Here is a 13,766-nt window from a genome sequence, read left to right on the forward strand (position 1 = left end):
TTAATGTTTAAACAATAAAAGCCTGTGTTCTTTGTTAAAGGCACTAATAAACCACATCAAAATAAGCAAGCACTCACTCTTAAGTACAATCCAAGCCTGACTATTAGGTAAACAAATAGTTATATTTTTAAAAAAATGGCACAAGAAAGTAATGTCCTATACTAATTCGGAAAAGCACCAAAGACTACAGCTCACAAAAATTGTATTTATATAATGGAAAGGACGTTTATATCTTTTCCTTGATTAAGGAAAAAAAGAGTGCTTAATCACCAAGGCCAGGTGAAAATTTACTTGCTTTTACCATAGAAGTTAAACAGAAAGAGGCACCGTTTCCGGTGCCTCTTTCTGTTTAACTCACTTTTGGGTCTCTCAGGCCTGCATCAGGTACGCTTTAATGTACTCATCCAGGTCTCCGTCCAGCACGTTCTGCACATCAGTACGCTCTACACCCGTGCGGATATCTTTCACGAGCTTGTATGGGTGCAGCACATAGTTACGAATCTGGGAGCCAAAGTCAATGCGTTTCTTGGTGCTCTCGATGCGGTCACGCTCCTCGTTACGCTTCTCTATTTCTATCTGGTACAGCCGCGACTTGAGCATGCGCAGCGCGTGCTCTTTGTTCATGAGCTGTGAGCGCTCGATCTGGCACTCAATCACGATGCCTGTCGGCCTGTGCTTCAGGCGCACGGCTGTCTCTACCTTGTTCACGTTCTGGCCACCCGCACCACCCGACCGGAAAGTATCCCAGTCAATGTCGCTTGGGTTGATCTCGATGTTGATGGTATCGTCTATTACCGGGTAAGAGAAGATGGAGGCAAACGAGGTATGGCGGCGGCCACCCGAGTCGAACGGCGAGATGCGCACCAGCCGGTGCACACCAATCTCAGACTTCAGGTATCCGTATGCAAAATCGCCGGTTATTTCTAAAGTAGCTGACTTTATGCCTGCACCGTCGCCGGCAGTATAGTTGATTTGCTTTACGCTGAAGTTGTGAGACTCTGCCCACATGATGTACATGCGCATCAGCATCTCAGCCCAGTCCTGGCTTTCTGTGCCGCCTGCACCCGGATTTATCTCCACAATGGCACTCAACTGGTCTTCCTCACCGCTCAGCATGCGCTTAAACTCCAGCCCTTCTACCGCATCCGATGCTTTCTTGAATTCCTGTTTGATATCATCTTCTGAAACATCTCCCTCTTTATAGAAGTCGAACAGCACCTCAAAGTCAGAGACAGCTTTTTCCACCTCTTCGTAATGGTCTGTCCATACTTTGATGGATTTAATTTCTTTCAGGACTTTCTCCGCGGCTTTTGGATCGTCCCAAAAGTCAGGCGCAGTGGTTTGCTTTTCTGTTTCTTCTATTTGTTGTTTCTTGGCATCGTAGTCAAAGATACCTCCTCAAGGCCTCAACTCTGGCCTTTAATTCCTTAACCTGTTCAGTTGTCATGGATTTTAGTTTATGATGTGAAAACGTACTATAAAGACAAAATGCTGGGGTATAAACCATAGCAGCTTACACCCCAGCACTTTCATGCTTATCTTAACCTTTACAGGCTGATTTTATGCACCCAATTGTGTGTATCCGGTGCCTGGCCTGTTCTGATTTTGTCCAGCTCGGCAGCTACACGGTTTGATATTTCACGTCCTTCCACAGGAGGCAGCTCATAATCCTGCCCGTTATGGTGAATCAGGGAAATCTGGGAAATAATGGCTGCTGTTCCTGTTCCGAAGGCTTCTGTAAGCGTACCATTCTTCTGTGCCTCAATAACCTCATCAACAGAGACACGGCGTTCCTCTACGCTATAGCCCAGGTCTTTTGCCATCTGCAGTACACTGTCGCGGGTAACACCGTGAAGAATGCTGGTGCTCAGGCTTGGCGTAATCAGCTTACCGTTTATCACAAACATCACATTCATGGTGCCGGATTCTTCAACGTATTTGTGCTCCTTGGCATCTGTCCAGATAAGCTGATCATAGCCTTTCTCCTGCATTTTACGAGACGGCAGCAGCGCTGCAGCATAGTTGCCTGCCGCTTTAGCATAACCCGCACCACCTTCTGCTGAACGTACATAATGCGGCTCCACTGCTACTTTCACCGGCTTATCGTAGTACTTGCCTACAGGGCAGGTAATAATCAGAAAACGGTAAGTCAAAGATGGCCGCACACCAATATAATCGTCTGTGGCAAACATCAGCGGACGGATGTAAAGAGAGCTTCCTGGCTTAGACGGCACCCAGTCTGAATCTACACGCAACAACTGGGTAAGCCCCTGCATGAAAAGTTCTTCGGGTAGTTCCGGCATGCACAAACGCTCTGCCGAAGTGTTCAGACGCTTGTGGTTAGCCAAAGGTCTGAAAAGAAGAATGTCGCCATTCTGGTCACGGTAAGCTTTCATTCCCTCGAAAAGGGCCTGGCCGTAGTGCAGGGACGATGTAGCAGGGCTTAAAGACATGTTGCCGTAAGGCAGCACCTGCGGATTTTGCCACGCACCGTCTTTATAGTCTACCACAAACATGTGGTCCGAGAAAGTTTTCCCGAACTGAAGGTTATCAAAGTCCACCTTCGAAATGCGTGATTCCTGCACACGCTCGGTAGGTATAGTTAGAGTATCAACTGACATATAAGTAGATTTATGCTTTAGTTTATTCAGATTCGTGTTATCAGACGCGCGGCTTCCAGGTTACTTCCTCCGCCCCGAGCTCCTGTGTCATTTTACGGCAAAGAGCAAACAGGTAGTCGGATAATCTGTTCAGATATTTTATCACCAAATCCTCTACCGGCGAAAGTTCCTGTAAATGAATAGCTAAGCGCTCGGCCCGGCGGCACACACAACGGGCCACATGGCAGAAAGAAACTGACTGGTGCCCACCTGGCAGCACAAAAGCGCGCAGTGGCGGCACCTCGGCTGTCATAACATCGATCTCCTGCTCCAGTAGGGTCACGTCCTCTTCGTGCAGGTCCGGGGTTTTCATTTTTGATTTCTCCGGATCTGTAGCCAGCAGGGCACCAATCGTGAACAGCCTGTCCTGCACCTCTTTCAGAATAGTGGCACGCTCCCTGTTTACCTCCTGGTCCCGCACCAGCCCGATATAAGAATTCAGTTCATCCACCGTGCCATAGGCCTCGATGCGCAGATCAGATTTAGCCACGCGGGTACCGCCAATCAAGGAGGTGGTGCCTTTGTCGCCTGTCTTGGTGTATATTTTCATTAATGTTCTGCCTGTAGTTTAGCAGCGGTTGTGATATCCTCGTTCATCGTGTCGGACTCAATCAAACCGTCACGCATTCTGACAATACGGTGTGCGTATTTGGCAATATCCTCTTCGTGCGTTACCATGATGATGGTATTGCCCTTGTTGTGCAGGTCCTCAAACAGCTCCATAATCTCATAAGAAGTTTTCGAGTCGAGGTTACCTGTCGGTTCGTCGGCCAGGATAATGCTGGGGTTGTTGATGAGAGCACGGGCAATGGCCACACGCTGCCGTTGACCACCCGACAACTCGTTTGGCTTGTGCTTGCCACGGGTGCCGAGGCCAACGCTTTCAAGGGCACGCTGCGCCTTCTCTTCCCGCTGGCTTTTGCCGTAGCCCGCATAGATCAGGGGCAACGCTACGTTCTCCAGCGACGTTTGCCGCGGCAGCAGGTTAAAGGTCTGAAACACGAAACCTATTTCTTTGTTGCGCACCTCCGCCAGTTCGTTGTCCGTCATGTTGCTGACATCGTTACCATTCAGGATGTAAGTACCGCCGGTGGGCGTGTCGAGGCAGCCGATAATGTTCATGAACGTAGACTTACCGGAGCCTGAAGGCCCCATGAAGGCAACATACTCACCTTTGGATATTTTGATAGAGACCGATTTAAGTGCGTGAATAGTCTCCGCACCCATACGGTATATCTTCGAGATGTCGTGCGTTTCGATGAGCGTGTTCATACAGTTTTTTCATAGTTGCCAGTCATCAGCACGGGTCTCAACTTCCTGGCGTTTTTGGTTTAACTTCTCTATAAATGTACTGTATTCTGAAGAAGGAAGCAAATCACGCAGGGTTTCCTGTGCCTGCTCCGCATAAGAGTACAAGCCCTGGTCAAGGCTCTCCAGCGCATAGGCCTTGTGGAGCTCTGCCGCATAGGGGTTATAAGTGATACCGCTGAGTAAGATATTGTAAGCTACCTCCCCGTCTGGCTTATACTTGTCAAAGAAGTTGGCTGCTGCCAACACGACCTCCTCATCGTACAACAGCATTTTTAAAGCCTGCTCATAACGCGTGGCTGCTTCTTCTGTACGTCCTTTCTCCTCAGCAATGCGGGCCTTAAAGTACAGCCGCTGGCGCTTGTCGCGGTCTGTCAGGTACAGCTTGTCCATTCGGTTAAGCAAGGCATTGTAGTTTCCGGCGTAAAGCCACACCTTTAGCTGCTGCAGGTTCAGGGCTGACCGAAGTTCGCCTTCCGGCTGCAGCCTTGGGGCTGTTTCTTTTATAGCCTCATAAGCGGCTCTCCATTCCCTCCGGCCTATCAGGTACTCTACGCGCGCTACCATGGCACGGCGCTTCAGGTCTTTTTCTTCCACTGCCTGCACCAGGGCATCCACTTCCTGAAGGCTCAGTTGCGGCAGATAAGTTAAGAGATACTGCACCTTGTCCCTGTCCGGTACCTCTGCCACAATTGTTTTCACGTCCTGCTGCAGCACCTCTGCCAGATCCTGCGCCACGGCAACAGCGGCCTCGTTCTCAGAAAAAGCCACCTCCTCCAGCGCCTGTGTGGCGGCTTGCGGTTGGTTTGCAAGTGCCAACGCATAACCCTCGCTCAGGTATGCCTGTGTATAGCCCAGGTCCTTTGCCTGCTTAAAATAAGCAGCGGCAGCCCGGTAATTCTCTTCCTCCAGCATCCACTGGCCAAGCGTATTATAGTAATAGCCACTGCGCCGCTCCGACTGCAGCGCCAGGTTTTCTACCACCCTCCTGCCCTCTTTTGGCAGGCCATTATAATGGTGCACCAGCCCCTTCAGGAACAACAGGTCCTCATGGAACAGCTGGTTTCCCGGAGAGGCCAGGTAACTGTTGATGGCCTCCAGCCGGGTAGTATCACCTTTGTTGAGCCTGCTGATGGTTTGGTTGTAGAAAAGGGTGAAATCCTCCACAGCCTGTATAGAGTCCGGCACAAAGTCATCCTCGTTCTTAGGATCCCTGCCCAGTAACTGCCTTAAAGTGGCCATGTTGCTGCGAAGCGCTTTGTTCTTGCCGTTCCGGCTTTCCTCCAGCACTACTTTAGCAGGGTCGAGGAGGGCCTGCCGCGTATAATAGGCGAGCCGGTTGCTGCGCACAAATTCCGCGTCTGAATTATACTCCTGCGCCAGGTTAAAGTAATACTCGGTGCTGTCCTGCACGCTTGTCTGGGAGTAAAGCAGGGCCAGGTTATTATAGATTTCGCCACTCTCCGGGAACCGCTCTGCTCCCTGCTGCAACACATACAGCTTCTCAAAAAAGAACTGTTTCTCGTCGTAGAGGTTGGCAAGGCGCACGTACAATTTTGGGTTCGGGCGTTTCTCCAGCGCATCTTTCAGCCGTAGAATCTCATTATTCCGCTGCTCTTGCAGCCGGTGCATCGCTGCAAGGCTGTAATTCGCTTTTACGTTGTTGGCGTCATACAAATCGCTTTCCTCATAAAACCGCTCGGCCAGAATGCTGTTGTCGGAAGCAGAATAAAGGTCGCCGAGGTAGTTGTAATAGCCTGCCTGCACCTGGAAGTATACACGATACTGTGTGCGCATCACCAGAATAACACAGGCAATAAGGCTCATTACAAAGAAAGAGAAAAGAGAAAAGCTTTTCGGCTGATACACCACCTTGTATACCGGCAGGCGCTGATCTATCAACCGGCCGAAGTTGATCATGATGTACAGGAAGAACCCCACACCGAAAGCCAGGTGCGTGTACACAATCATGTCGTGGTAAAAAACCGTGAGCGGGTCGTTGGCCGTGGCAAAGGCATACCCGATGCTCAGGAAGGCAATGGTGGCAAACACCAGGTACAGTACGGCACCTGTAGGGCGGAACAGGAAGAGCGACTTGTAGTATTCCTCCCGCTGACGCATTCCCCAAAAACCTGCCACTGCAGAAAGCAGCAGAATGAAATAGCCGTTAATGTAGAACAGATCCAGGTCCAGGTAACCTACCTTGCGCAGGTAGAGCAACAGCAGGTTGAGCAGGTACAGCACGCTCACCAGTATAAACTGCCACATGCTGAAGCGGCGCTCCGGCGTTTTTGCCTGCGTGTTAATCCAGAGCAGGGCATTCACGTTTTCGTAGGCTACCCAGAGCATAAACAGCACCGTAGCCACCAGCGTACCGATAGAACTGTAGTTCACGAGGTGCAGCGTAACCAGTTCTGCCGGGAACTCAGCCCCTTTGTAGGTCAGCAACGCAATAATCATCATCACCAGCAGCATTGCCAGCAGACGTAATGCGAAGCTTATCCCTTGCCAGAAAGCCTGAAACGCATAGCTGCTGATAGCCAGCAACGCGATTGTGATAAGCAGCAGGGTCTGGCTTGAGCCACTACCAAAAGAACCTAACACATCGAAGTTGAAGGTGGCCAGGAACAACATCAGCAGAAGTATACTGCCAAAGTAAGGCAACTGCTTCATGGTGCTGATGGCGGCGGTGTAGTAAGCAATACACAGGGCCAGTATGCCCAGCATAAAGGATGCCGCCACCGTATTGATAGTCGGCAGCGCTACGTCATACTGCTCAAAAATAAGGTAGCCGTCGGCAGAAAGGGTAAAAGTTTCCAGGAGGCGTGTTACCTCATGCACCGGCACCGGCACAATTTGCAGGTCAGTTATTTTGTCCCAGCCAAAAGCCAGGCTCTCCCCGCTGAAATAATGGTAAACGCCCAAAAGCAGGGCCAGCGCACTTAACAGGAGTAAAAAAAGATAGGGATACCGTATGCTAGTATCCCAACCTTTCCAAAACTTAATTTTATTCATATAGAAGTCAGCAGACTACTCCAATACTTTCGGTACCCGGAAGTAATCAGAGTCTTTTTTAGGAGCATTTAAAAGTGCTTCCTCATGTGTAACAGTATTCTTGGCAACATCCTCACGCAGCACATTCACCTCTTCCGACATATGGGTTAAAGGCTCCACATGTACTGTGTCCAGCTCCCGCAGCTTATCCATCCAGTTCAGGATCTTATTCAGGTCCTGCAGCATTTCCTGTTCTTTCTCCTCGTTAAACTCAAGCCTCGCTAAGTGTGCTAATCTTTTTATAGTCTGAATATCCGTTGACATATGTCTTCTTGTGTTTCGTTATTTCTGTTTGTATAATGTTAAAAACCCGCTCCTTCAGTTCCGGCAGGTCCTGCAGGGTCATGCCTTCTGTCCTAATTGGCTCATGCACCACAATTTTAAGCGGATGCCAGCGCACTTTCAGTTTGCCGTCCAGGTCAGGCAGGAAATACTGGTTGTAAGGCATGGTGACCGGCACTACCGGCAACTGCTTTTCAATAGCCAGCTTGAAAGGCCCGTCCTTGAACTCCATCAGCTTTTCGCCGGCGGTTTTAGGAATGGTTCCCTCCGGAAAAATAGCCAGGCTGCGCCCCTGTTCCAGCGTCTTCACAGATTTGATGTAACTCCGGGCACTGCTCACCGGGCTTTTCCGATCTACTGTAATGTACAATTTATCATACACCTTTCCCCAGAGCGGCACCTTTGCCAGGGAGCTTTTGCCTACAAAGTTAAGAAATCCGGGGATGGTATGCAGCATCATCGGGATATCGAGGTAGGAACTGTGATTAGCTGTGAAAATGTACTGCTGCTTCGGGTCAAGCACAGTACGGCGCTCCACTATCAACGGGGCCAGGAACATACGCAGGAAAACTGTAGACCAGCCGCGGTTGATGTTGTGCACATGGCGCCACCACTTTTCCCTTCGGAGCAGCAAAGCCTGGAAAGGATAGGTTACCACAAACGGCAACACAAACCAGGTACAGCACCAGGTTGTGTAAATGCGATGTGACAGGTACTTGATGGCTTTCATACGTCCAAATGTAAGCAATATCCCTTATTGTACAAATGCGGCAGGTGGCCTGCAAGGCCATGGCACAACCCTAACGACAAACCTGCTGGTATGGTATGCCTCCTACCCTTGTTGTTGCAGGATCAACGCCGCCTTCAGAATACCTGCCACACTGATGGCATCGGTTATTTCGTTGTTCATAGCCATTCGCACTGCTTCCTGAAAAGGCACCCGCTTGATCTGCAGATCCTCTGTTTCCTCAAATGCTGTTTCGCCCGCTGTTAGTTCCTGCGCCAGAAAAACAAATCCTTCTTCGTTGGTCACGGAGTTGGAAGTATGCAGCCGCATCATGTTTGTCCATTTTGCTGCCGTATAGCCTGTCTCCTCCTGCAGTTCCCGCTTCGCAGATTCCAGTATATCGTTCTCAATCAGGCCTCCGCCCATGGGTATCTCCCAGGAGTACTCGTTCAAAGCGTAGCGATACTGCCCCACCAGGTATGTGTATCCTTCATCATCTATGGGAATGATGCCAATGGCTTTGTTTTTCATGCTCACCACACCGTAGATGCCTTTTCCCCCTTTCGGGTTCAGCACCTGGTCTTCGCGCACTTTTATCCAGGGGTTCTCATAGATGTCTTTGGAGGACAGGGTTGTCCAGGGGTTATGTTGTTCGTCAATCATAGCGCTTGTTCTGTGTGCTGCAAATATAGCTGAATTGTTCTTTATGCGATTGGCTTCGGTAGTTAGTGTATTCAGATATTCTGCCTGAGCTGCCGTTGTGCCCGTTCACCCAGCGGCAACACACTTAGCTACGAAAGACTAGCCAAACATAAAAAAGCCGCTCTGTTACAGTGAACAGAGCGGCTTTCTACTATTTTAAAGCTAAGCAGCAAACATTACCAGAGTCTGATTCTCTCTTCCGGTGCTTTATAAAGCTTATCACCCGGCTGCACATTGAATGCTTCGTACCAGGCATCCATGTTTACCGGCGCACCAATGGTTCGGTACTGTCCTGGTGAGTGCGGATCCGTGATAATCTGCTGTGCCGCTGCTTCAGGCAGGATGTTACCTCTCCAAACCTGTGCCCACGACAGGAAGAAACGCTGATCAGGGGTAAAGCCGTCGATTTTCTCGTTAGACTTACCCTGCTCTGTCATTTTGAAGGCCTCGTAAGCAGCACTCAGACCACCCAGGTCACCGATGTTCTCACCCAGCGTCAGTTTACCGTTCACGTGGATTGTATCCAGCACCGTGTAAGCATCATACTGCTCCTGCAGGGCTTTGGCTTTCTCTTCAAAGCGGGCGCGGTCTTCTGCTGTCCACCAGTTGCGGAGGGTACCATCTTTGTCGTACTGGCTACCAGAGTCGTCGAAGCCGTGTGAAATCTCGTGTCCGATTACAGCACCAATACCGCCGTAGTTCACTGCATCATCCGCATTCGGGTCGAAGAAAGGAAACTGCAGGATACCTGCCGGGAACACAATCTCGTTCATAACCGGGCTATAGTAAGCATTAACAGTTGGCGCGGTCATGCCCCACTTGGTTCTGTCCACTGGCTTGCCTAACTGGCTCACCATGTCGTTATAGCTCCAAACACCGGCATTGCGCACATTCTGGAAGAACGTTTTGCGGTTGATCTCCAGGCCATCATATGCTTTCCAGTTGTCAGGGTAACCCACTTTTGGAGTGAAGGCATGTAACTTAGCCAACGCCTTCTCTTTTGTAGTGGCGCTCATCCAATCCAGGTTGTTAATACGAATTTCGTAAGCCTTGATCAGGTTGCTGATCAACTCTTCCATTCTGGCTTTTGCCTCCGGCTTGAAATGCTTCTTCACATAAAGCTGGCCCAGCAGGTCACCGATGGTACCGTCCGTCAGAGACGACATGCGCTGCCAACGTGGGGTCTGTACTTTTTGTCCAGATAGTGCCTGTGTGTAAGCAAAGTTAGCATCCACGAAAGGAGAGCTCAGGTATGGAGCAGCAGATTTAAGCACGTTCCACTGCAGGTAGGTCTGCCAGTCAGTAACCGGTGTGCTCTTCAGCAAAGCATTCAGCTCAGTGAAGAAGGCCGGGTTATTTACCAGTATGGTATCCTCGCCTGTTACCTTCATTTTTGCCAGCATCGACTTCCAGTCAATGTTCGGTGTTCTTTTGCTGAAATCGGCAACAGAGAACTTGTTGTACGTTTTGTATGGGTCACGCATCTCCACACGCGCCATTTGCGCCTGGGCCATTTTCTTCTCCAGGTTGAAAATGGTTTCTGCGTTTTGCTGTGCTTTTGCCTGCGGAACGCCTGTTAAAGAGAACAGGGTTGTAATGTATTTTTTGTACGCTTCCTGAATCTTCTGGCTGCGTGCATCATCCTTCAGGTAGTAGTCGCGGTCTGGCAGGGTTGTACCGCCCTGGCTCAGTTGCGGAACCATGTTGTTCACATCTTTGCGGTCCTGGCCAACATAGAAGCCAAACATAGGAGAGCCTGCGCCTGATGTTCTCAGGTAAGCAACCTCGTTCAGCACAGCGTTAACATCCTTTACCTTACCTACTCTTTTCAGGTCTTTCTTGATGGGCGTATAGCCAAGCTTATCAATGGCAACGCTATCCATAGCAGCGGCATAAAAGTCGCCAACGCGTTTCTCAACCGAACCCGGAGCAGCACTCTTGTTTGCAGCGGCTTCGTTCAGAATGTCCTGCACCGCTTTGATGTTAAAGTCGCGCAGCAGGTTAAAGCTTCCCCATCGGGTTTCCTTTGCCGGCACCGGGTTGTTCTTCAGCCATGTACCGCTGGCATAGGTATAAAAGTCATCGCCTGGCTTTACCGACACGTCCATGTTTGACTTATCGATAAATTGCTTTTGTGTAGCTGTGGCGCTGCTTTGCTGGGCTGTTGCTTCTACACCATACAGTGCAGCAGCTCCGAAAAGCAGTAATCTGAGGTTGTTTTTCCAGTTCGACATATTTGTCATCAAAGGTTGATTATCTGAGGTTAAAAAATACTTGCTGAGGAGGGAGAACCTGCCTTACATTTCTCCCCAATGAAAATTTGCCCCAAAAGTAGTGCTTTACACTTAATTTTTTCTGCAAATCATATTGCCGGTGCAATTATACATCAACAGGAGGCTGTGGCTCAAATAACTATTGTTCCAAAAACCGTTCCAACAAAGGAAAGGTGGTTAAGCCTGTATGGCAGCACACAGGATGTTCGCCTGCTTAAAAATGATATTTGTTGTTGCAACGCCTACTCAACAGAAAATCTGCTCTATCAGTTCGATCTGCTATAACTGCCTGAGAAAAGCGGCTGTACTCATGCATTTCGGGGAGGGCAATACAGGTACATCAGCTACTACTACATGGCTGTTACCTGCGGCAGGCGGACGCCTTTAACCTCCACCTTTATAATCAATCACACAAGCAAAGCACCAATTGCACTTTTCAAGCAGTACATTTACAGTAATTTAAAACAGGAGCCTGGCTCCTGATATAGAAACTACATAATCAGGCAGCTAGAAAGCGCTGTTTTTCAATAAAAACCACTTTATATTAGCTTTTTAAGTATAATTTTCGTATATTACTATATACCGAGAAAGACATCAGAGTTTCACAAAACCTTGAAGCGCAAAACAGGCTTGTATAACAGCACGCGTCGCTTCTATCCATGCAGGATGCAGCACGGCAAAATGTGCTGCCATCATCACTAATATCGGCTTTACATAATACAGAGCCCGACCAATAAAAAGCTGAATACCCTGCTTTAACTTAAAGAATCATCTTACATAGATGTACTTCCTGTTTGTGCTCAGTTTGCCTGCTTCCGTCCTGTATCTGATGACACTTTCCGGCTGCTTTAAAATTTTATTCATCAAATAAATTATACCTATGCTATACACACGAAAAAATACAGAAGAGTACAATGCACTTGCTGAACAGGTTATCAATTATGCTGTAAAATCCGGTTTTGAGGATATTAAAGCGGATTTTACCGGTTACGACAGCCCGGCATCTTTAACAATGGTAAATGGGAAAGTTGTTTTAACTCCAGACTTTACAGCAAAACGCGGCGACAGCAAATACTATTTCGAGCTAGTGGTAAAAAATGGAGATGAGGATGACCAGCGCAAGCTGGTGAGCAAATGGAAGGCACTGGAATCTATTGCGAAAATGAAAGGCGGCGATTTACGATTGTTTGTGCCACACGGAAGCTTTAAGTACGCAACCGAATTGATGCAAGACCACGGCATAGAGGCGAAACTAACTAAAATGAACAACCTGTAGGTTCAGGCAGGTCTTGTGTACTCAGACCTCTAACCTGTAGAAAACCGTTAGAAGATATGAAGTGCAGCCCTGTACTTCATATTTTTTTACTCTTAATTGTAATATACTGATGTACTGTAGTGTCACACACCCCACCTACTTTACCCTCAACTCCATTTGATAAAGGTCGAAGCCTTGCGCCCAGAAATCTCTTTCTGTTTTGATTAACCTGAATCCTAGCTTTTGATAAAACTGATACACAAGCTGTGTGGTTCTGACGATGACCACTTCTACTTCGGGAAGAGTTTTGATTTCGTCTATTCTGTATTGCGTTAGTTTGCGCCCTATTCCTTTCCCCTGAAAACCCGGATGAATCATATCCCATGATATCCTCACGGCTTTTCCGTCGTTAAAACCGGTGTTATACCCACCCGCCCCAACTATAATGCCTGCATCTTCTACTACAAAGTAATGCTGTGCATGATGATCCAGGTAGTCAATCAAATCTTCTTCCTCTTCCTCATGGAAGAACTCCGGAGTGTTTAGCCGCAACAGTTCCATGATTTGTTCTTTGTCCTGGCTGGTGTAGGGTCTGATCATGGTGCTTATGCCTTTTATTTTTTCCGAACCGCTCTGATGCATATAAAAGCCGGAAATTCATTGAGCTCTTTATAATGCTTTGGGTCAAGTTTCTCAAATTCTTCTGTGGGCCTGGGTTCAATCAGTTTATCTATATAAAACCCATTATCTGTTAGCGGTAATATACAGGCGCTTAAAGGCCTCCTGTAGCTGTTTACCTCAATTGGTTTTCCGAAGCTGGTCCAGGTGCATTTTACAGGCTCGACTTCAAAATACTTTGTGGATTGAAAGAAGTTAAATTCAAAGAAGGGGTGCTCGACAGAAAGCACCAGGAGCCCCTCAGGTTTCAGTACTCTACAGAATTCCCTGATTGTCAACGTCCAGTCTTCTACATAATGCATCGCTAACGCACAGAGCACTATATCGAAAGATGCATCATCCAGCATCTCAAGCGGCTTAGTCAGGTCATGCACAAAGAAAGTACCGGATGCCTTATTTCGTGCCTTAGCGAGTGCTATCATCTTAGGGCTAATATCGAATCCTGTCACACCAGCAGCTCCCTGTGAAATCAGTATTTCCGCGTATTTTCCTGGCCCGCAGGCAGCATCAAGAATTGTTCTTCCATTTACTTCCGGAATCAGACTGAGTGTATTTGGCCTGTCATAATAGGCATTATGAGGCTTATGCTCAATCATGCTATTATAGCTTTCTGCCATCGCTTCGTATGCTGAACGTATTTTCTCTTTGCTCATTTGATGGCTCAAAATGTAAAGCAGCTTGTAATTTTCCTGTACTCTCAACAATCAATATGGATAATACAATTTAGGCTGTGTTCTAGAATGTATGATGTTGGAATAAGTATGGCAGCAAGGGTGTTTATAGGAAGTTATGTGCGAGATAACTATCCAGGTAAACTGCCCCTACTG

The 13,766-nt window shown here is 48.2% G+C and carries 12 protein-coding genes; 1 reads left to right on the forward strand and 11 read right to left on the reverse strand.

The window, feature by feature from the left end; all coding sequences use genetic code 11:
• Window positions 1-369 precede the first annotated feature (369 nt).
• From prfB to ACYVB1_RS16470, 9 genes are all read right to left on the reverse strand, one after another.
• Window positions 370-1,447, reverse strand: a protein-coding gene (prfB, locus tag ACYVB1_RS16430) for a peptide chain release factor 2 (protein ID WP_460924880.1) whose coding sequence is annotated in 2 segments (ribosomal slippage) — window positions 370-1,386 and window positions 1,388-1,447 — 1,077 coding nt in all. Because the reading frame shifts where the segments join, the coding sequence is not laid out codon by codon here.
• A gap of 100 nt (window positions 1,448-1,547) precedes the next feature.
• The gene (locus tag ACYVB1_RS16435; RefSeq protein WP_460924881.1) at window positions 1,548-2,621 is read right to left on the reverse strand and encodes a branched-chain amino acid aminotransferase; all 1,074 of its coding nucleotides are present in this window, start codon (window positions 2,619-2,621) and stop codon (window positions 1,548-1,550) included.
• 40 nt (window positions 2,622-2,661) lie between these two features.
• Window positions 2,662-3,210 carry a cob(I)yrinic acid a,c-diamide adenosyltransferase gene (locus tag ACYVB1_RS16440; protein ID WP_460924882.1) on the reverse strand — a complete coding sequence of 183 codons (549 nt, stop codon included), beginning with the start codon at window positions 3,208-3,210 and terminating at the stop codon, window positions 2,662-2,664.
• Entirely contained in the window at window positions 3,210-3,932 is a 723-nt protein-coding gene (locus tag ACYVB1_RS16445) for an ABC transporter ATP-binding protein (protein WP_460924883.1), read from the reverse strand. Before ACYVB1_RS16445 ends, ACYVB1_RS16440 begins: the two co-directional genes overlap by 1 nt.
• Window positions 3,933-3,941: 9 nt before the next feature.
• Window positions 3,942-6,983, reverse strand: coding sequence for a tetratricopeptide repeat protein (locus ACYVB1_RS16450; RefSeq protein WP_460924884.1), 3,042 nt, complete (start codon window positions 6,981-6,983; stop codon window positions 3,942-3,944).
• Between the two features lie 15 nt (window positions 6,984-6,998).
• On the reverse strand, window positions 6,999-7,286 hold the full coding sequence (gene gatC, locus ACYVB1_RS16455) for an Asp-tRNA(Asn)/Glu-tRNA(Gln) amidotransferase subunit GatC (protein WP_460924885.1): 288 nt from the start codon (window positions 7,284-7,286) through the stop codon (window positions 6,999-7,001).
• A complete protein-coding gene (locus ACYVB1_RS16460; RefSeq protein WP_460924886.1) occupies window positions 7,234-8,034 on the reverse strand; it encodes a lysophospholipid acyltransferase family protein in 801 nt (266 codons plus the stop codon). Before ACYVB1_RS16460 ends, gatC begins: the two co-directional genes overlap by 53 nt.
• Before the next feature lie 102 nt (window positions 8,035-8,136).
• Window positions 8,137-8,694: an NUDIX domain-containing protein gene (locus tag ACYVB1_RS16465; protein ID WP_460924887.1), complete on the reverse strand. Its 558-nt coding sequence runs from the start codon at window positions 8,692-8,694 to the stop codon at window positions 8,137-8,139.
• Window positions 8,695-8,909: 215 nt separating this feature from the next.
• The gene (locus tag ACYVB1_RS16470) at window positions 8,910-10,841 is read right to left on the reverse strand and encodes a M13 family metallopeptidase (protein WP_460924891.1); all 1,932 of its coding nucleotides are present in this window, start codon (window positions 10,839-10,841) and stop codon (window positions 8,910-8,912) included.
• 1,045 nt (window positions 10,842-11,886) lie between these two features.
• Here ACYVB1_RS16470 and ACYVB1_RS16475 point away from each other — a divergent pair.
• The gene (locus tag ACYVB1_RS16475; protein ID WP_460924888.1) at window positions 11,887-12,282 is read left to right on the forward strand and encodes a hypothetical protein; all 396 of its coding nucleotides are present in this window, start codon (window positions 11,887-11,889) and stop codon (window positions 12,280-12,282) included.
• A 135-nt stretch (window positions 12,283-12,417) separates the two neighbouring features.
• Here the strand turns inward: ACYVB1_RS16475 and ACYVB1_RS16480 are convergent, their stop codons facing one another.
• Window positions 12,418-12,861 (reverse strand): GNAT family N-acetyltransferase, encoded by a 444-nt coding sequence (locus ACYVB1_RS16480; RefSeq protein ID WP_460924889.1) that lies wholly within the window; start codon window positions 12,859-12,861, stop codon window positions 12,418-12,420.
• A gap of 14 nt (window positions 12,862-12,875) precedes the next feature.
• Window positions 12,876-13,592: a class I SAM-dependent methyltransferase gene (locus ACYVB1_RS16485; protein ID WP_460924890.1), complete on the reverse strand. Its 717-nt coding sequence runs from the start codon at window positions 13,590-13,592 to the stop codon at window positions 12,876-12,878.
• Window positions 13,593-13,766 lie beyond the last annotated feature (174 nt).

The organism is Pontibacter brevis, from assembly GCF_054779655.1.

Excerpts from the sequence above, each read along its gene's own strand:
- ACYVB1_RS16435 (WP_460924881.1), bottom strand. The coding sequence starts at position 2,621 with ATGTCAGTTGATACTCTAACTATACCTACCGAGCGTGTGCAGGAATCA.
- ACYVB1_RS16440 (WP_460924882.1), bottom strand. The coding sequence starts at position 3,210 with ATGAAAATATACACCAAGACAGGCGACAAAGGCACCACCTCCTTGATT.
- ACYVB1_RS16445 (WP_460924883.1), bottom strand. The coding sequence starts at position 3,932 with ATGAACACGCTCATCGAAACGCACGACATCTCGAAGATATACCGTATG.
- ACYVB1_RS16450 (WP_460924884.1), bottom strand. The coding sequence starts at position 6,983 with ATGAATAAAATTAAGTTTTGGAAAGGTTGGGATACTAGCATACGGTAT.
- gatC (WP_460924885.1), bottom strand. The coding sequence starts at position 7,286 with ATGTCAACGGATATTCAGACTATAAAAAGATTAGCACACTTAGCGAGG.
- ACYVB1_RS16460 (WP_460924886.1), bottom strand. The coding sequence starts at position 8,034 with ATGAAAGCCATCAAGTACCTGTCACATCGCATTTACACAACCTGGTGC.
- ACYVB1_RS16465 (WP_460924887.1), bottom strand. The coding sequence starts at position 8,694 with ATGATTGACGAACAACATAACCCCTGGACAACCCTGTCCTCCAAAGAC.
- ACYVB1_RS16470 (WP_460924891.1), bottom strand. The coding sequence starts at position 10,841 with ATGGACGTGTCGGTAAAGCCAGGCGATGACTTTTATACCTATGCCAGC.
- ACYVB1_RS16475 (WP_460924888.1), top strand. The coding sequence starts at position 11,887 with ATGCTATACACACGAAAAAATACAGAAGAGTACAATGCACTTGCTGAA.
- ACYVB1_RS16480 (WP_460924889.1), bottom strand. The coding sequence starts at position 12,861 with ATGATCAGACCCTACACCAGCCAGGACAAAGAACAAATCATGGAACTG.
- ACYVB1_RS16485 (WP_460924890.1), bottom strand. The coding sequence starts at position 13,592 with ATGAGCAAAGAGAAAATACGTTCAGCATACGAAGCGATGGCAGAAAGC.